The organism is Bifidobacterium tibiigranuli, assembly GCF_022655035.1.
In the GTDB taxonomy this organism is placed as follows: Bacteria; Actinomycetota; Actinomycetes; order Actinomycetales; family Bifidobacteriaceae; genus Bifidobacterium; species Bifidobacterium tibiigranuli_A.
Window position 1 is genome coordinate 478,882 of sequence record NZ_JALCUA010000001.1, and the last position, 18,339, is coordinate 497,220.

Annotated in this window: 15 protein-coding genes; 5 read left to right on the top strand and 10 right to left on the bottom strand. The window is 62.7% G+C overall.

Annotation, left to right across the window (positions count from 1 at the left end; all coding sequences use genetic code 11):
- Positions 1-70 precede the first annotated feature (70 nt).
- Together ettA and LKK40_RS01955 are read left to right on the top strand one after the other, a co-directional pair.
- Positions 71-1,747, top strand: a complete 1,677-nt coding sequence (gene ettA / locus LKK40_RS01950; protein WP_304308732.1) for an energy-dependent translational throttle protein EttA — start codon at positions 71-73, stop codon at positions 1,745-1,747.
- Between the two features lie 414 nt (positions 1,748-2,161).
- Entirely contained in the window at positions 2,162-3,079 is a 918-nt protein-coding gene (locus LKK40_RS01955; RefSeq protein ID WP_304308734.1) for an acyl-CoA thioesterase, read from the top strand.
- Positions 3,080-3,348: 269 nt separating this feature from the next.
- Here LKK40_RS01955 and LKK40_RS01960 read toward each other — a convergent pair whose 3' ends face one another.
- Entirely contained in the window at positions 3,349-3,885 is a 537-nt protein-coding gene (locus tag LKK40_RS01960) for a DUF3180 domain-containing protein (RefSeq protein WP_304308735.1), read from the bottom strand.
- Positions 3,882-4,541, bottom strand: a complete 660-nt coding sequence (locus tag LKK40_RS01965) for a hypothetical protein (protein ID WP_304308736.1) — start codon at positions 4,539-4,541, stop codon at positions 3,882-3,884. The genes LKK40_RS01960 and LKK40_RS01965 overlap by 4 nt, the downstream gene beginning before the upstream one ends.
- 9 nt (positions 4,542-4,550) lie before the next feature.
- Here LKK40_RS01965 and LKK40_RS01970 point away from each other — a divergent pair, with 9 nt between their 5' ends.
- Positions 4,551-4,808, top strand: a complete 258-nt coding sequence (locus LKK40_RS01970; protein ID WP_304308738.1) for a hypothetical protein — start codon at positions 4,551-4,553, stop codon at positions 4,806-4,808.
- A gap of 16 nt (positions 4,809-4,824) precedes the next feature.
- On the opposite strand, the gene ftsH is transcribed toward LKK40_RS01970, so the two are convergent.
- The 8 genes from ftsH to LKK40_RS02010 form a co-directional block, all read right to left on the bottom strand.
- The gene (gene ftsH, locus LKK40_RS01975) at positions 4,825-6,918 is read right to left on the bottom strand and encodes an ATP-dependent zinc metalloprotease FtsH (protein ID WP_304308739.1); all 2,094 of its coding nucleotides are present in this window, start codon (positions 6,916-6,918) and stop codon (positions 4,825-4,827) included.
- Positions 6,915-7,478, bottom strand: coding sequence for a hypoxanthine phosphoribosyltransferase (hpt, locus tag LKK40_RS01980; protein WP_273221606.1), 564 nt, complete (start codon positions 7,476-7,478; stop codon positions 6,915-6,917). The genes ftsH and hpt overlap by 4 nt, the downstream gene beginning before the upstream one ends.
- Complete coding sequence (gene tilS, locus LKK40_RS01985) at positions 7,465-8,679, bottom strand: tRNA lysidine(34) synthetase TilS (protein ID WP_304308740.1); 1,215 nt, start codon at positions 8,677-8,679, stop codon at positions 7,465-7,467. Before tilS ends, hpt begins: the two co-directional genes overlap by 14 nt.
- A gap of 4 nt (positions 8,680-8,683) precedes the next feature.
- On the bottom strand, positions 8,684-10,123 hold the full coding sequence (locus tag LKK40_RS01990; protein WP_304308949.1) for a D-alanyl-D-alanine carboxypeptidase/D-alanyl-D-alanine-endopeptidase: 1,440 nt from the start codon (positions 10,121-10,123) through the stop codon (positions 8,684-8,686).
- Between the two features lie 171 nt (positions 10,124-10,294).
- Positions 10,295-11,980, bottom strand: coding sequence for an ABC transporter permease (locus LKK40_RS01995; RefSeq protein ID WP_304308951.1), 1,686 nt, complete (start codon positions 11,978-11,980; stop codon positions 10,295-10,297).
- 11 nt (positions 11,981-11,991) lie between these two features.
- A complete protein-coding gene (locus tag LKK40_RS02000; RefSeq protein ID WP_434735108.1) occupies positions 11,992-12,906 on the bottom strand; it encodes an ABC transporter ATP-binding protein in 915 nt (304 codons plus the stop codon).
- 539 nt (positions 12,907-13,445) lie between these two features.
- Positions 13,446-14,687, bottom strand: a complete 1,242-nt coding sequence (locus LKK40_RS02005; protein WP_304308953.1) for a glycosyltransferase family 2 protein — start codon at positions 14,685-14,687, stop codon at positions 13,446-13,448.
- Positions 14,687-16,288 carry an AI-2E family transporter gene (locus tag LKK40_RS02010; protein WP_304308744.1) on the bottom strand — a complete coding sequence of 534 codons (1,602 nt, stop codon included), beginning with the start codon at positions 16,286-16,288 and terminating at the stop codon, positions 14,687-14,689. Before LKK40_RS02010 ends, LKK40_RS02005 begins: the two co-directional genes overlap by 1 nt.
- A 227-nt stretch (positions 16,289-16,515) precedes the next feature.
- Between LKK40_RS02010 and LKK40_RS02015 the strand changes: the two genes are divergently transcribed.
- Complete coding sequence (locus LKK40_RS02015) at positions 16,516-17,397, top strand: glycosyltransferase (RefSeq protein WP_304308746.1); 882 nt, start codon at positions 16,516-16,518, stop codon at positions 17,395-17,397.
- A gap of 122 nt (positions 17,398-17,519) precedes the next feature.
- Positions 17,520-18,293 carry a (S)-acetoin forming diacetyl reductase gene (locus LKK40_RS02020; protein ID WP_304308748.1) on the top strand — a complete coding sequence of 258 codons (774 nt, stop codon included), beginning with the start codon at positions 17,520-17,522 and terminating at the stop codon, positions 18,291-18,293.
- Positions 18,294-18,339 lie beyond the last annotated feature (46 nt).

Consider the following 18,339-nt stretch of genomic DNA (forward strand, 5'->3'; position numbering starts at 1 on the left):
GACGCATATGGTGGGTTGATACGAACTCTTACATTTCATTGCACTAGATTCAAGAAGGATAGGATGCAGCTTGGCTGAATTTGTATTTCAGATGATCAACGCGCGCAAGGCATACGGCGACCGCGTGATTCTCGACAATGTGACCCTGAACTTTCTGCCCGGGGCCAAGATTGGCGTAGTCGGGCCCAATGGCATGGGCAAGTCGACGCTGCTCAAGATCATGGCCGGGCTCGAAACGGTGTCGAACGGCGAGGCCTACGTCACGCCCGGATATTCGGTCGGCATCCTGCAGCAGGAGCCGCCGCTGGATGACACGAAAACCGTCGGCGAGAACATCAAGACGGCCTTCGGCGGCATCTACGACAAGGTCACGCGCTTCAACAAGATCGGCGAGGAGATGGGCGACCCGGATGCCGATTTCGATGCGCTGATGGAGGAAATGGGCACGCTGCAGACCGAGATCGACGCGGCCAACGGCTGGGATCTCGACTCGCAGCTTGAGCAGGCGATGGACGCGCTGCAATGCCCCGATCCGGATACCCCGGTCACCCAATGCTCGGGCGGCGAGCGCCGTCGCGTAGCGCTGTGCAAGCTGCTGCTCGAAGCGCCCGATCTGCTGCTGCTCGACGAGCCTACCAACCACTTGGACGCCGAGTCGATCCTATGGCTCGAACAGTTCCTGCACCAGTACCAGGGCGCCGTCATCGCCGTCACCCACGACCGGTACTTCATGGACAACGTCGCCGAGTGGATCTGCGAGGTCGACCGCGGCCAGCTCTACCCCTACAAGGGCAACTATTCCACGTACTTGGAGACCAAGGCCAAGCGTATGGAGATTCAGGGCGCGAAGGACGCCAAGATGGCCAGGCGGCTCAAGAACGAGCTCGACTGGGTGCGCAGCTCCCCCAAGGCGCGCCAGGCCAAGAACAAGGCCCGTCTGGAACGCTACGACCAGATGGAAAACGAGGCGAGGAATTCCAAGAAGCTCGACTTCTCCGAGATTCAGATTCCGCCGGGGCCGCGCCTGGGCTCGCAAGTGCTTGAGGCCGAGCATATCCACAAGGCCTTCGGAGAGCGCGTGCTCATCGACGACTTGTCGTTCACGCTGCCGCGCAACGGCATCGTCGGCGTCATCGGCCCGAACGGCGTGGGCAAGTCCACCCTGTTCAAGACGATCGTCGGCCTTGAGCCGCTCACCTCGGGCGAGCTGACCGTGGGCGACACGGTCAAGATATCCTACGTCGACCAGAACCGCGAAGGCCTCGACCCGAACAAGAACCTGTGGGAGGCGGTCTCCGACGGGCTTGACTTCATCGAGGTCGCCGGCGTCGAAGTGCCTACGCGCGCCTATGTGGCAAGTTTCGGCTTCAAGGGCTCCGACCAGCAGAAGATGACCGGCGTGCTCTCCGGCGGCGAGCGCAACCGGCTCAATCTCGCGCTGACCTTGAAGCAGGGCGGCAATCTGCTGCTGCTTGATGAGCCGACCAACGACTTGGATGTGGAGACCTTGGAATCCTTGGAGAACGCGCTTATCGAGTTCCCTGGCTGCGCCGTGGTCATCTCCCACGACCGCTGGTTCCTCGACCGCATCGCCACGCATATCCTCGCGTGGGAGGGCGATGACGAGCACCCGGCGAACTGGTACTGGTTCGAAGGCAACTTCCAGGCCTACCAGGAGAACAAGGTCGCCCGGCTCGGCGAGGAGGCTTCGCGCCCCCACCGTCTGCACCGCAAGCTCACGCGATAGTTCGCATCAGTTTGACAGTCATTCGAGGGGCCGTCTGATTCCATATCCATAGAGTCAGACGGCCCCTTCTCTATAAGTCCGCTTACTGGCCACACCGAACAACCACATTCGAGCATCGTGAATAGGCATTTCGTTTCCCGGGCGTGTTATGAACTCTTATGAACTTTGCGACCAAGTCTCTCAACTATCGGTTATGCGATTCCAGGAGAGATACGGACGACACCTATACCACGGATTCTATCGGAAATCCTTAACACGCGCCGATTGTACATACGCCCGTTACACAATGTCGGACGCGATTTTACCTGCGCCGGATAGTCTGAGGCAATGATCCATACGACGGGCGTAGGGCGGGAGCCCCGGCGGAGGTTGGTATAGGATATGTCACTGAACGATCAAAGTAGAGGACTTGGTATGGCACAGACGACACAGGAAGCGAGAGTCACTCCATTGGAGCACTTGGTGAAAGTTCTGCGATTGGGCGAACCTTCGCAGTATCGGGGCCATACCTATATCAACGGCGAGAGCCTGTACTTCCCTACCGGCCAAGTGTACGGCGGGCAGGTCATCGCACAGTCGCTGATCGCCGCATCCAAGACGGTCGCTCCATCGCGCCTGCCGCATTCGATTCATGGCTATTTCATCAGTCCGGGCGACATCCGCCAGGATCTGCTCTTCGACGTGGAGTCGCTGCGCGATGGACGCTCGTTCTCGGCGCGTCGGGTGAATGTGACCCAATCGCAGGGCGCGATTCTCACCGCCATCGCCAGCTTCCAGCAGCAGGGCCAGTCGGGCGTGGAATTCGCCGACCCGATGCCGCAGGACATCCCCGGGCCGGACGAGCTGACCAGCGCGAAAGAGCTGATGATGCCGTACGCCAAGCAGTCGCCCTTCGCGAATTACTATGTCGAGAAGTCGCCCTTCGACATCCGCCACATCACGCAGACCATTATGCTCAAGGCCGACGAGCACAGCGCCGAGCACGACTCGGGCAAGCAGATGGTATGGATGAAGGTCGATGGCACGGTCGATGTGCCACAGGTCTTCCACCGTGCGATGCTGGCGCTGGGCTGCGATCAGGTGATGATGGAGCCGGTGCTGCGCCGCGCGGGCCTGAGCGTGTCGACGCCGGGCATAACCTACGCGTCCATCGACCACTCGATGTGGTGGTACCGCGACATCAACATCAACAACTGGCACCTCTACGTGCAGGACACCCCCACCGCCGCGCACGGCCGAGGCCTAGGCAACGCCAAGGTCTATACGCAGGACGGCGAGCTAGTGGCCGTCATGTCGCAGGAAGCCATGATTCGCGTACCAGCGGAGGCGTGAAGCGTAAAGCCCAGTGGGCTTTACGTAGCCGACGCCGAGGCTCCGCCAAGGGGCCGAGGTAACAACGGAGTCATCCCTCTCGCCCCTACCGTACAGAATGCAACGTTTTACGAGCCGATTGCGTCGTCTTTTGTACGGTAGGGTCGGGCAAGCGTGCATTTTGCAACGTAATCGGCTCGTAAAACGTTACATTTCGTACGGTAGCCCCACAGCTCTAACCGCCCAACCGAGCTACCCAGCCAATCACCCAACCGAACTACTCAGCAAAGCTACTCAGCCGAGCGATTGGCGGTTGGCTGCGCCAGTCCGCGACTGCGGCCCGGCTCCGTCACCTTGGGATGCTCGGGGCCGTCATTCGGCGGCAGTTGGCACAGCCGCTCGCCGATGATGCCGATCACCATATCGGCAAGGCTCACCGCGCCGGTTATCGCGCATTCCAGTATCGCCTCGGAGAAGTACGAGGCCTGAGCGTGCGGCAGACTGGCCAGTATCTGGCCGCCATACCATCCGGCGAGCGCCGCGCCCGCCAGGCCCAGCGCCTTGGCGAGAACAAGCGTGTACACGGCTTTCATCGGGTCGAATACGCTCGAACGCTTCGCGGGGTCGGTCGTGGCATACTTATGCACCTGCCAGGCCAGAACCAGCACGACGACGCCGAGCAGCGCCAGCAGCGCGGCGACGAACCACGGCGCGCCGATGAGCGGCAGGCCTGTGCGCTCGCCGTATTTGGCGATGCCCACGCCTGCGGCCAGGCCGAGCAGCATGGCCAACAGGTAATACCACCACGGTGTCCGACGTGCTTTCATTGTGTCTCCCCTATAATCCAGTTGTCGGACAGCAGCCCGACCTGCATGGCGTCCGGAGCCAAGGCCAGCAGGAAGGACACGGGCTTGCCGCCAAGGCTTGCCCCGGGGTCCATATCCAGCCACGGCGCGAGCACAGCCGCCTGCGAAACCACATCGGCCAGCGGCAGCGGCACTGCGCAATCCGGCCCGTCACCGCGCACGCCTTCCATATCGACAAGTCGCAGCTCGACAGCGCCCTCGCCCGCCCGTTCGACGCTCCCCAATGTGGCGGCAAGCGCAGTCGGCGGCATCGTCGTGGTCAGCTGCATCACAGCAGTCATGGAGTCAGGCCCGTCGAAGCTGCTCACATGATACAGCGGCGAGATGCCCTCGATCTGGCTGCCGGGTATGGCGTCCATCGATACGATCGCAGCACGGAAGCGCCGTTCGGCATCCCTCGCCTTGCTCTGCATAGCAACAACGGCACGGCGGGACGTCGGCATGGCGGCCTCGGCTGCGGCACCTGGCCGCTGCGATTGCGCGACCGGAGCCGCCGAATCTGGAGCCCCCGTGACAATAGTGACCGGAACGTCGATGAGCATGGATTGCGGAGCGGCATTCTCGCCGGCATCATGCGCATTCTGCGCAGTCGGAAAGCCCGAAGCGTCATGCAGCACAACATCCGCATGGATATGCGCACGCAGCCAGTCAAGGTGCTCTCTGGTAGCCGCATCATCGGCAACGTCGTCAACATCTTCGACGCGAAGACGAACCTGTGCCTGAGGACTGCTGCTACTGCCTGCACCACGTTCAGTCCGAATGCCCCCAGTCTGAGCACTTTCAGCTTGGTCATCGTGCGGCTGAGCGTCACCCGCGCACGTACTATCCGCTCGAACGCCGAGGGGCGTGCCGGTATCCGACATGCCCCTCGTGTGCTGTGCTGAATTGAGCGTCACCGCTCTACTCCCCCGGCTTCATGCCGACCGAGCGCTTAAGCGTTTCGGGAATCGGGACCGGCGGAAGGTCCGAATCCGGGCGCTGGCTGTCCGAAAGCCACAGCTGCCGTTCCGGCGCCTTCTTGACCGGCGCGAAGACCTGCGCGAGCTCCTTGGCGTTCAGCGTCTCCTTGACGAGCAGCTGACGCACGAGCTCATCGAGCACTTCGCGGTTCTCGTTGATGATGTTCCACGCCTCGGTGTGCGCGGTCTCAACCAGGCGCAGCACCTCGTCATCGATGACCTGCGCGGTCTGGTTGGAGTACTTGCGCGGCTGCAGACCGTCGAAGCCCGAAGCCGAATCGTCGCTATCCTCCCACTTGATGGCGCCCAGCTTAGCGGAGAAGCCGAATTCGACGACCATCCTGCGCGCGATCTGCGTGGCCTTCTCGATGTCGTTGGACGCGCCAGTGGTCGGGTCATGGAAGATGACCTCCTCAGCCGTGCGCCCGCCCATCGCGTACGCCATCTGATCGAGCAGCTCGTTGCGCGACTGCGAATAGCGGTCCTCGGTCGGCATCACGGCCGTGTAGCCCAGCGCGCGGCCACGCGGCAGAATCGTCACCTTGGTGACCGGGTCGGTGTGGTGCAGCGCCGCCGCGACCAGGGCATGCCCGCCCTCGTGATATGCGGTGTTGCGCAGTTCGTTCAGGGCCATGCCCTTGGACTGGCGCTTGGGGCCGGCCTGCACGCGGTCGATGGCCTCATCGATGGCACGGTCGTCAATCAACTGTGCGCCAGCGCGGGCGCACAGCAGCGCGGCCTCGTTGAGCACATTCGCCAGATCGGCACCAGTGAAGCCCGGAGTGCGCACGGCGATGGCGTGCAAATCGACGCCCGGCACGAAGGGCTTGCCCTTGGCGTGCACCTTGAGAATCGCTTCGCGGCCTTCCAGATCAGGCGCTTCCACGCCTACCTGCCGGTCGAAGCGGCCGGGGCGCAGCAGAGCCGGGTCGAGCACATCGGGGCGGTTCGTGGCCGCGATGATAATCAGATTGGTGTCATTGTCAAAGCCGTCCATCTCGACAAGCAGCTGATTCAGCGTCTGCTCGCGCTCGTCATGACCGCCGTTCATGCCCGAGCCGCGCTTGCGGCCGACGGCGTCGATCTCATCGATGAAGATGATGGCCGGAGCGTTCTTCTTCGCCTCATCGAACAGGTCGCGCACACGCGAAGCGCCGAGGCCGACGAACATCTCGACGAAGTCCGAGCCTGCCATGGCGTAGAACGGCACGCCAGCCTCGCCTGCGATGGCGCGGGCGAGCAGGGTCTTGCCGGTTCCGGGAGGGCCGTACAGCAGCACGCCGCGCGGGATGCGCGCACCCAGAGCCTTGTACTTCGACGGATCCTTGAGGAAGTCCTTGATCTCCTGCACCTCTTCGACGGCCGATTGCTCGCCAGCCACATCGGCGAATTTCGTCGTCGGGGTCTGCCCTTCAAGCAGCTTGCCGTTGTTCTTGCGACCGCCAAGGCCGAACATGCCGCCGGCCTCGCCACCCGTCATCTGGCGCATCATGAACCACATCAACCCTACGAGCAGGATGATGGGAAGCACCGAAATGAGCAGGTTCGACCAGATGCTGGTCTCCTGTATACTCACGTTCCAGCCCTTGGCCGGGTCGGCCTTCTGCACCAGCTTGACCATCTGCGCATCCTGCGCAGCCGTGTAGTAGAACTGGACGTCCTTGCCGTAATCGTGCGCCCGCTGGCCGTTGGAGGCGTCAACGCTGAAGTCCTTGTTCAGCGTGAGCTTGACCATCTGCCGATTGTCGACGATCTCGGCGTATGACACCGTGTCGCCTTGCAGCAGCTGTATGCCGTATTTGGAATCGATGGTCTGCGTGCCCTGGCCGGCGATCATCTGGAATGCCGTCAGCGCGAAGAGCGCAAGCACGGCGACCCACAGCCACGGAGACTGCCAGAAGGGCTTCTTGCCTCCCGGGGCCTGGTTGCCATTGCTGCCGTTATTGCGCGAAAAAGGGTTTAATGGGTTATTGCCGTCGTTGCGACGGTTGGGGTTGCCGGGCGGCGGCGTCTGCGGCGCCTGAGGGAAGCTCATGCCTGTTCTCCTTGGTATACTTCCGCCTTGAGTACGGCGATCGAATCGAGGTTGCGGAAGCGTTCGTCATAATCCAGCCCGAATCCAACCACGAATTCGTCCGGAATCTCGTATCCCCTGTATTTCAGGTCAACATGGACCTCATGTCGAGAGGGCTTCTCGAGCAGCGCAAAAATCTCCACGGAAGCCGCCCCACGCCTTTTGAGTTCGTCGACAAGCCATGCAAGGGTATGGCCGGAATCAACGATATCCTCAACGATGAGAATGTGCCGACCGCGAACATCAGCCGTCAGATCCTGCCGAATCGTGACCGTGCCTTGGCTGACTGTGCCTGAGCCATAGCTCGACAGGGTCATGAAATCAAGCTGCGCGGGGATGCTCAGCGCCTGCGAGAAGGCCGCCATCGTGTTGATGGCTCCTTTGAGCACGGCGACGAGCAGCGGGTTCTTGCCGCGGTAATCCCGGCTCACCTGATCTGCGGTCTCTTTGATTTTGGCTTCGATTTGGGCTTTGCTGACCAGCTCGTGGTCGATTGCATCTGGGACATCAGCGATTTGCATGACCACCATCTTGGCACAGGCGAATGACGTGTTTCTTGCGAATCGCTGTGTATCCGCTGGGAAGCGACACCGGACCCTGCCCATGCCACTCGGCGATCAGCCGATCGATGGCTTCGACGTGGCGCGAGGAGGCCGCGATGCCCAATGAGGACAGCCCATGCGCAATCACGCGCCGACGTATCGCCGCATGCTCGCCGCGCAGCGCGTCAACCGACCAGATCAGCGCAACGGGAGCGCTTGGAGCGCCGGGAGCAATCGGAGCAGCTGGAGCGGCCGGAACAGACAGAGCGGCGTCTTTGGCATCGGAGTCTTTGGCGTCGGCGTCTTTGGTATCGGCCTCGCCACATGCTGCAGCGCAAGCATATTTGGTAGCGGCTGCGGCGACACGATCCGCCTGCATATCCAGATACTCCTTGTCGAGGGCCGCAGTCTGCGCCATGCCTGCCAAGTGCGCCACCACATCGCCGCCCGAGAAGCGCCGCAGATACGGAATCAGACTATGACGGATGCGCGAACGCAGGGGGAAATCGGCTGGCAGCTCCTCGCTAGCGTCAAAGCCGTCGCCGTTGGTTGGGTCATCCCACCACGGCAATTCCAAGTCCTGGCAGATGCCCGTGGTTTGTTCGCGCGTCAGCGACAGCAGCGGCCTCGCGAAACGCACTGAATCCAACATGAACGACTCGGGCATGCCCGCCAGCGCATCCAGCCCGCCCGAACGCAGCAAATCGATCACGATGGTCTCCGCCTGGTCGTCCTTCGTGTGCGCCAGCAGCACGACCGAAGCCCCGCAACGCTGCGCGACCGTGATAATGGCTTGATACCGGGCCTGCCTAGCCGCCGCTTCGACGCCGCTACCGTCGACCTCGACATGCACGGTGTGGACGGTGACCGGCTCCAGCCCGAGCTGACTACAGCGTTGCGCGGCCTGCTGGGCCACTGCGTCGGAGCCGCGCTGCAGCCCGTGATCGACAATCACCGCGCCGCAACGTACGCCGAGAGATGCGCAGACCGTACGGCTCAGCGCAGCCAAGGCCATCGAATCGCGCCCGCCGGAGCAGGCGACCAGCACCAGCGGGGCGTCGGGCGAGGCTGCATGCTCGCCATGCTCGGCGAAGCGCGCATCCTGCAGCGTGATGCCGAGTCGCTCCAAGGCCCTGCGCACGCATCCGGTTCCTGCCCGCAATCGTGAAGTGTATGTCATCGGATCACAGCCCTGTCAGCTCGCTGATGAACGTGTCCACGGCCAACTTCGCCGCAGCCATATCGTCAGGGTTGTTGACGATGACGGCAAAGGCGAGTGTGCCGCCACTGCTGCGCGAGGCATTGCCCACCATCGCGGTCACGGTGTCGAGGCTGCCGGTTTTGACGCGCAGCAGGCCTGCGGCGTTCATATTGTCAAGCCGGTCGCTGGCGGTGCCCACCAATCCGGGGATGGAAAGTCCCTCGCCCGCCGCAGCAGCGCCCGTTGCCGTGAGATTGCGCGCCTGCACTGCGGCCAGCGTGCTGGCGGTGACCTGCGAGCCGGGGCTCAGGCCGCAGACGTCGGCCATCGTCAGACCGGACAAGTCGATTCCCATGCCTTTAAGCTTCTCCTGCACCGCCGATACCGCATCCTGCGGCGAATTCTCGCGGCCGGCCTTGAGCGCGGTGAGACGCCCGAATTCCTCGGCCAAAGTGTTGTCGGAGTGCCGCATCATGAAAGCCATCACTTCGCTCAGCGCGGCGGAATGCACCGAGGCGAGCGGAGACAGACCAGCCGGAGCCGAAGCGGCGGACGGCGCGCCTTTCACGGCGATGCCCTGCCGCTTGAGCAGCGTGGCGAAGAGTCCTGCCGTATCCGCAGCCGGCTGCGTGGACATCGGCGGGTAGCCATCGAAGGTATCGGGATTCGGCGCGCTGCCGCTCGGCCATGCTCTGCCACCGTCCACAGCCATCGAGGAGATTGGCGCATAATAAATATTGCCAGGATTGTTCTGTGCAATGTCTTTCGGAGCGCGTACCGCACCGAACAGCGTGTCGTCATACGCTAGGGCGACCGTCGTGATGCCCCGCTGGCGCAGTCCTCGCGCGGTTTGCTGTGCCAACGTTTCCAGCCCGGCGCGGCCGTTGACATGCTTCGGATCGCTCACGCCCCTGCCCAGCAGCATGTCGCCGTTGCCCTTGAGCGTTATGGTGTCCGGGCCTCCTGCGGGCTGATTGAGGTAGGTTTCGGTGCTGAAGGTCGACCCCATGTCGAGCGATGAGGCGGCGGCGAGCGCGGTCAGGGTTTTCAGCGTCGAAGCCGGTTCGCGCGGCGTTCCGTCGTTGCGTTGCGCAATGACCGAACCGCGCTGGTCGGCAATCGCGATGGAATACTGCGAGCCGACGCCTTCAGCCTCGGCGAAGCGATCGAGCAGCGCATTGGCCTTGTCGGCATTGATCGGCACATCCTGCTCGGCCTTCGCAGCGGCAACCGCGCCTGCGGGAATCGCTGCACGCGGCCCGGGCTGGCCTTGCAGCACCGCTGTGTTCACGGTGAGCAGCCCAGGGGCGACGTCGGCGATATCAGCAATGACATAGCCTGCGGCCAGCAGCACGGTGACAAGCGAGGCGGCCACAACGGTGAGTATGCGGCGATGCCGGCCTTTCGGAGTGAGTCCTGCGATTGCGGCAACAGGCCGCCCGGCATCATCCCCGGCACGCTCGATCGGCTGCTCCTGCCCCACTGACGTCCGCCTCCCTCACGCTGCTTGTCGCTGTTCGTCGCTGTTAATGTCGATGGTAATAGTTGGCAATAGACCGCACGTTAGCCTAAGCCAGCCCCAGACTCATCAGACTCACTTCTGTAGCGAAGCGAAGGAGTCAAGCGTCGCGACGATGCTGAGCAGCCGCGCGTCCATCACCTTGCCGCCCAACCAAACGCCCAGCGCAAGCATCACCGCGCCGTTGATCACGCCAACCGGGCCGATGAGCCAATACTGACTCCAATTGCCGCTCACCAGCAGGATAATCACGCAGGCGATGGTCGGCAGGCCGACGACCGCAGTTCCCAGCATAGTCGCGAACGGCATGAGGCTCTGGGCCAGCGCGCGGCCCTGCGGCGAGGAGAAGGGCTTGTCGATCGAGGCGACCGGGTATATGAGCACGCAGGAGAGGACCTCGGCCAGTCCCAGCCCGCCCAGGGCGAGAGCAATCGAGCCGCCGAGGAACGCGCAGGCGGTGGCCCAGCCCTGCGTCGTGCGCCAGTCGCCAGTGAACAGCATGACGCCAACCCCCAGCAGCAGTATGTAGCCCACGGTAATCGTGCCATAGACGCGCACGCGCCCGCGACGGTCTTCGACACCACGCACGCCTATGGAGGCCTGCATCGCGAATCCGCGACCGTCATAGGCCAAGCCGTTGCTTTCCGCGAGGTTCAGGAAAAGGCCGCCCCAGAGGATGGACTGCCAGATAATCGCTGAAATGCCGTGGGATTGCAGTCCGAAAACCACGACAAAGAACAGCGGCATCAGCAGCATCAGCGCCTGACGTGGATCGCGCTTCAGATTCGTCAGCAGTCGCGCGGAGACGGCTCCCGACACCGAGTCAGGCATCCAGCCGAAGGCGCCGATGCCTTTCGCCTTCACGGCCCCAAGACTTGAATCGGAGGTCAGCCGGTCGCGACGCAGGCACCAGGTGCAGCCCATGAAGCACAGCACGCAGGTGAGCGCCAGCACGGCGATTCGCCCGAGCAGCGCGACCCAGTTGCCGGCGTAGGCATCGAACGGCAGCTGGAATGCGGCGCCGAACGGCGTCCAGCCGATTATGGATGTCGCCGTGCCGTAGGTTTGCGGGTCGAAGGTGCGCGAGTCCGACGAATTGAGGATGATGTTCGGCAGCTGGAACATGGAAATGAACGCGAGCATCGCCACGATGTAGAACACGCTTGTCCCGCGTTTGGAGCGCACGAGCGTCGTGGCCAGCGCGAGCACCAGCTTGGACAGGCTCATCATCGTCACCACTGCCAGCGGCGCGGCGATGAGCTGCGCAATGACCATAGCGGGGCCCGCCCAGCGGTAGGCCAGCGCCCACAGCAGCAGCGACGCCACGCCCGCAATCGCAGGGATGCCCGTCATACCGGACGCCAGCAGGCCCGCCTGCAGCTCACGGTCCTTGATACCGTAGAGCGCGAAACGATGAGGATTGAGCGTCGAGCTGCCGCCAATGAGCGTCAGCTGCACGAAGATGACGAATACCATGACGCTCATGCCCACCAGCACGACCGCCGGCCGCATGATGCCTGTGAACCATGCGTCGGAGGATTGCGTGGAAACGAACCACTGCGAGCCCAAGGACCATGCAGCGGCACCGACGCCGATGACGAGGCCAAGCCCCAGAATGGCCGAGATGACGTAGCCGACGCTCTGCCATACGGATTTGCGCAGCGTCGCCAGCGTCAACGTCCAGCGCAGCCGGACGATGGTCATCACCGTGTCGGCAAGCGCCGTGTTCGCCGGTGCTGTATGCGCCTCTGCAGCATTCATCGGAATCGTGCTCATCGTGACCAGCCGTCCTTCGACTGCGTGTCTGCGTTTCCGGCGGGCGGAGCCGCAGAGGCAGACGTGTCAGACCCAGACGTATCAGATCCAGATGCACCAAACGCTGGGTTCTGCTGCGGAATCGCTAGGCCCGGCTGCCCGATAATCGGCGGCTGCACGCCGGCCGCATCGCCGCCGTTGAGCCATGCCAGATGCGCCGCGCTATGCCGCCCGCCGACCAGTTGCAGGAAGCGGTCTTCCAAGTCCTCGCCCGCGGCGACCTGCGCGACGGTGCCTGCCGCGCAGACCTGCCCCTGGTTGATGACCGCGACATGCGTGCACATCCGCTCGACCAGCGCCATCACATGCGAGGAGATGATAACCGTGCCGCCCGTCTGCGCGTATTCGGCGAGGATGTCCTTGAGATTCGCGCTGGACACCGGGTCCACGGATTCGAAGGGCTCGTCCAGCACCAGTATGCGCGGGCTGTGAATCATCGCGGAGGCCAGGCAGATCTTCTTCGTCATGCCTGCTGAATAATCGGAGACGATCGTGTTCGCCGCGTCCGCGAGGTCGAAGGCCGTAAGCAAGTCGCCGGCCCGCTGCGCGACTTCGGCTCGCGGCATGCCGCGCAGCATGCCCGCGTACATGAGCAGCTGCATGCCGGTGAGACGGTCGAATATCTGGTCAGGCTGCGGCATCACGCCGATGATGCGCTTGGCCCGGTTCACGTCGCTCCACACGTCATGGCCCAGAATCATCGCGTTCCCCGCATCGGGCACGAGCAGCCCGGTGACCATGTTGAGCGTGGTCGTCTTGCCTGCGCCGTTGGGGCCGACCAGGCCATAGAAGGAACCAATCGGGATATCGAGCGCCAGACCGTTGACGGCTACCTTGTCGCCGAAATGCTTGAACAGCCCCCGAATCGACACTGCGGCGTTCGGGTCAGGCGGGTAGGGATTGGCAGCCGGGTATGCATTGCCGGGCTGGTATGGGTTGCCCGCCGGGTATGCATTGGCGTTGCTCGGCTGATACGGACTAGCTGCCGGATAAGGCGGCAGCACGGCGGGTCCTTGGCCGTCTGGCTCGCCAAGCGGCCTATGCATCGGCTCGCCGGCAGCGCCGCTCCTCAAACCCTCATATGGCACTTGCATAGGCTCGCCGGATGGAGCCTCCTGCGTGAATTGCGGTTCTTCGGTCATCGTTGGCATCCCCGTCCAGTCGAGCAATCGACAAATCGTTGCTGTTCGTCTCAATAGCAACCATACCAGCAGCGTCTGTCGCGCAGCTCATGCCTGGGTTCTCACGAGAGCTCATGACAGAATATCGGATTGAAAACTACAAAATATCGGAGTTATGTATAACAAAATATTGGATTATCGCTAACACAATATCGGGATGAGACGTAACGGAATATCGGAGCATGGCATAGCAGCATGTCGGATTGTGGCGTACTGCGCTGTGCCATCCGTCAGGCAGCCGCGTTCTCCTCGCCGCGATGCGCGATCGGCTTCCACTCGGCCTTGGAGAACACGGCCTGGAAGGAGATTGGCACGTAGCTGAACATGTAGATCGGGAAGCTGAGCACGTAGGCGACCAGCTCCTTGTTCGAAGCGCCGATATGGTCGCGCTCGGCCAGAATCGTCAGCGCGGCGATAGCCATCATGCCCAGCGCGCCGAGCATGCCGCCGGTGACCCAGCTGACCAGCGACGACAGCTGGCTCGTCCAAGTCACGAAACCGAAGGCCGCGAACAGGCAGCCGAGCAGCAGCCGCGCCACGCTGAGCACGGTGAATGGGCATACCAGCAGCGTGAAATCGACGGCGGAGAAGTCGCGTTCCCTTACCGCGCGCTGGATGAGCGCCGGGCCGTAATAGCGAAAGACCTGCAGAAATCCCTTGCTCCACCGCAGCCGCTGACGCCAGCTCTGGGCGAAGTCAACCGGCTGCTCGTCGTAGAGAATCGCCGTGCCGCAGTAGCCGATGCGATCGCCGTGCAGCACCGAGTCCATAGTGAATTCCAAGTCCTCGGTGAGCAGATGGAATTTCCAGCCCTTGTTGCGCTGCATGACCTCGCGCGAGAACATGAACCCCGTGCCGCCCACATGGCAGCTTGAGCCGAAGACCATGCGCGAATTGTTGAGGAAGCGCGACTCTCGGATGAACCACAGGGCCGAACCCGAAGAGACCCAGTTGTCGGAGAGGTTGACCGAGTTGCGGTAGCTGGTCAGGATGCGGAATCCTGCGTGGAAGGCCTTGTTCATCTCCTCGATGTAGTGCGCGTCGAGCAGGTTGTCGGCATCGAACACGAAATAGGCGTCGTAGTTCTCGGCCACTCCCGTGTCGATCATATGGTCAAGCAGATAGGTCAGCGCGTAGCCTTTGCCTATCTGCTCGGTGTTAAAGCGCTCGACAACATTGCAGCCCTTGGCGCGCACGACCGAAGCCGTGTCGTCGGTGCAGTTGTCGGCCACCAGCCAGATGTCGACCAGCGCGGAAGGATAGGTCTGCGCGCGAATCGAATCGATGAGGTTGCCGATGACGCCCTCTTCGTTGCGTGCGGAGATCAGGACGGCGTAGCGCTTGTCCATAGGAGCCGCGGGAAAGCCGATTTGCTTGGAAAACAGCCCGGCAAGGATGCATACGACCTGGTAGACCAAGCTGGCCCCGCCAAGTATCAGCATCAGCACATCGAGTATGGAGAGCAGAACCATCAGTGCCACCGGCTTCGCGGATTGTCATTGTTGTCATCGGCATTGTTGTCATTGCTGCTATCGGCAGCGTCAGCAGCGGCATCGGAGCCAAGGTCAGAGCCGACCCCGGCAGCGTCAGAATCATCGGTGCCCAAGGCGTCTGCATCAGACCGCAGTCCTGCACCGGTTCCCGATTTGTCGCCGGCTGCATCGACTTCATTGCCGCCATCCGTTCTGATGCCACGAAGACCAGTAGCCTGCGCATTCTTCGCAAGCACCCGCTTGGGGATGGCGACAGTAGCCGAGTCCTCCGACCCCCGGGAACCCTCGTCGCCAGACGCCTGATACAACTCCTCCTGCAGCTTCCTGAGCTCGTCGTTCATCGGCACGCGGGCGCTCGTCCCCCGGGCGGCGCGCGGCATGCGGTCGCTCACCGGCCGGATGACGTGTTCGCTGAAGGCCTCGGCACCCTCCACGACCTTGGACTTGCGCACCGGCTGCGGGTCGGACATCAGCGGGGAGTCGACCAGCTCGTAGCGTTTCGTGTAGACCTTGACGATAGCCTGGATGCTGGCGGTGATAGGCAGCGCGAGAAACGCCCCCAGCGCGCCGAACATCGCGCCCAGCACCAGCACCGACAGGAAGGCTATGGCAGGGTTCAGATCCATCGTGCGCTGCGAGATCTTCGGCGACAGAATCAGATTCTCGATCTGCTGGTAGATGATGATGAACACAACCACGCCCACCGCATACAGGATGCCGCGCGAGCTCCACGCGAAAATCACCGGCAGCGCGCCGCCGATATACGTGCCCACCGTGGGAACGAACTGCGAGACGATGCCGCAGAACAGCGCCAGCGGCAGCCAGTACGGCACCTGGATGACCACGAGGAAAACCGACATGCAGACCGCGCTGAACGCTGCCAGAATGATGCGGGAGAACAGGAAGCCGGATATCTGATCCTGCACCACGGTCCAGCCGAGCAGGAAGCGCCGCTGCGCCACCGGTGCCATCCACTGGCACAGGCTCCGACGCATCTTGGGACCGGCCGCCGAGACATAGAACGTCACCATGAGCACGGTCATCGCGTTGATCACGAAACTGAGGAAGCCCACCGTAGTGTTCACGGCCTGGCCTGCGAAATCCGTGACCCAGGAGGTCTGCACGTTCTTGAGGATCTCGCCGCCCAGGCTTTCCATCGCCGGCAGCTTGAACGAGGTCTTCCCGGAGACGAATTCGGCTATCTGATCGTAGAGGCTCGGTATCCCCTTGACCATGGAGATGACCTGCTGCGCGAACATATTGCCGAACATCCCAAGCAGCGCGACGACGACGATCAGCAGGCCAATCAGGCTTATTCCGGCGGCGGCGCCGCGCCTCCACCCATGCCGGATCAGCCGCACGACCAGAGGTTCGATGGCAAGCGCGATGAACAACGAGACGACGACGTCAAAGACGACGAACTCAACCTTGCCCCACGACCGCCATACGAAAATGGCCAGGAACACGGCTATGGCCGTATACAGCAAGGCCCTGCCCCACCAGTCCGGCGGGCGGCGCGAGTCGCCCTTGGAGGGGAACACGGAGGCTAAATCGATCTTCTGATCGTCTCGTGAAGTCATACAGCATATCGTACAAGCAGGGGCGTAGCCGGCGGGCGGTGGCCGTCGCCGGCTGAACGGCTTTCGCCGCTGGCCGCCTGCGTTTCGCGCCGGTGTCCGTGCTTGCGTTTGCGACTGTGTTTGCACCTGCGTTTGCGGCGAGTCCAGGCCGCGCCCGCGCTGAGTCTGCGCTGGTTTCGCGCCAGGTTCGGGCGTCGTGTAGGCAACGCCCTCTATTGTTAATGCCTATGCTGAGTGTTTCGATCGTCATACCCGCATGGAACGAGCAGGATCGCATCGCCGACTGCCTGACCAACGCCACCCTCCAAAGCGTCGCCCCGCACGAGGTCATCATCGTCGACAACCGCTCAACCGATGACACCTGCCGCATCGTCGAACAGTTCATGGCCGAAAATCCCGAGGCACCGGTGCGTCTGCTGCACCAGGACAGCGAGCAGGGCCTGATTCCCACACGCAACTACGGATTCAGTCACGCCACCGGCGATGTGCTGGGGCGCATCGACGCCGACTGCATGCTCAAGCCCGACTGGGTCGAAGTGGTCGCCGGCCTGTTCACCGACGATCCGGAGGCGATGGGCGCCACCGGCCCGGTGGTCTACTACGACATGCCTGCCAAGCATATGGCGCTGCGCGGCGACGACCGCGTGCGGCGCACCACCTACCGCGCCGATGGCGGGCAGGTGCTCCTCTTCGGCTCGAATATGGCGGTTCGGGCGAGCGCCTGGCAGGTCATCGCCAACCAGGTATGCCGCGACCCGGACGACGTGATGCACGAGGACATCGACATCTCGCTGCATCTGCTCGACAACGACATGAAAACCGTCTACTCGCGCAGCATGATCTGCGCCATTTCCGCGCGGCGCATGGACACTTCGCTGATTTCCTTCCGCAATTACATGAAGCGCTTCAGAAACACCTTCGCCGCGCATCCCGACCACTGGCGGCGGCACAAGACCGAGCGTGCGTTGATTTCCCTGTATCCCGGGCTGCGGCTGCTCTACCCGGTGTATCAGAAGTATCTGGATCTGCTGGACGTCAATCCCGCCGAGCGCATCTGGCTTGGCGAGCAGATCGAACTCGCCGAGAGCGAGGGCGAGGATCTGGACTGAGCATCGGCGCTTTGCGCTTGACGCCTGGCAGGTCGGGGACACGCGGGCGTGACACACCTCACATTTCAGTCAATCAGGGCCGATAGTATTGGCGGCGTCATAACACCTACAGGAGGACTGACATGGCAGAAAAAGTAGCATTCGTAACCGGCGGCGCCCAGGGCATCGGCGAAGCGATCTCCAAGCGTCTGGCGAAGGACGGCTTCGCTGTGGCCGTCGTCGATCTCAACGTCGACAAGGCGGGCGAAGTGGCCCAGGCCATCAAGGACAATGGCGGCGAAGCCATTGCCATCAAGCTTGACGTCTCGGATCGCGAAGCCTTCTCGGCAGCCGTAGACGAGGTCGCCGATAAGCTCGGCAGCTTCGATGTGATCGTCAACAACGCCGGACTCGGCCCCACCACCCCGATCGACACCATCACCCCCGAGCTGTTCGACAAGGTCATGCACATCAACGTGGCCGGCACCATGTGGGGCGTGCAGGCCGCCACCCGCAAGTTCCGCGAGCTGGGCAAGAAGGGCAAGATCATCAACGCCGCCAGCCAGGCAGGCGTCGTCGGCAACCCGAACCTCATGCTGTACTCCTCCACCAAGTTCGCCATCCGCGGCCTCACGCAGGTCGCCGCCCGCGATCTGGCCGCTGAAGGCATCACCGCCAACGCGTATGCCCCTGGCATCGTGAAGACCCCGATGATGCTCGACATCGCGCACCAGGTCGGCAAGAACGCCGGCAAGGACGACGAGTGGGGCATGAGCACCTTCTCCAAGGACATCGCGCTGGGCCGCCTGTCCGAGCCCGAGGACGTCGCCGCAGCCGTGGCGTTCCTCGCCGGTCCCGATTCCAACTACATCACCGGCCAGACGATCATCGTCGACGGCGGCATGCAGTTCCACTGAGTTCGAGTCGTTGGGTATCGGTGAAGTTTAAGTTCCACTGAATCCG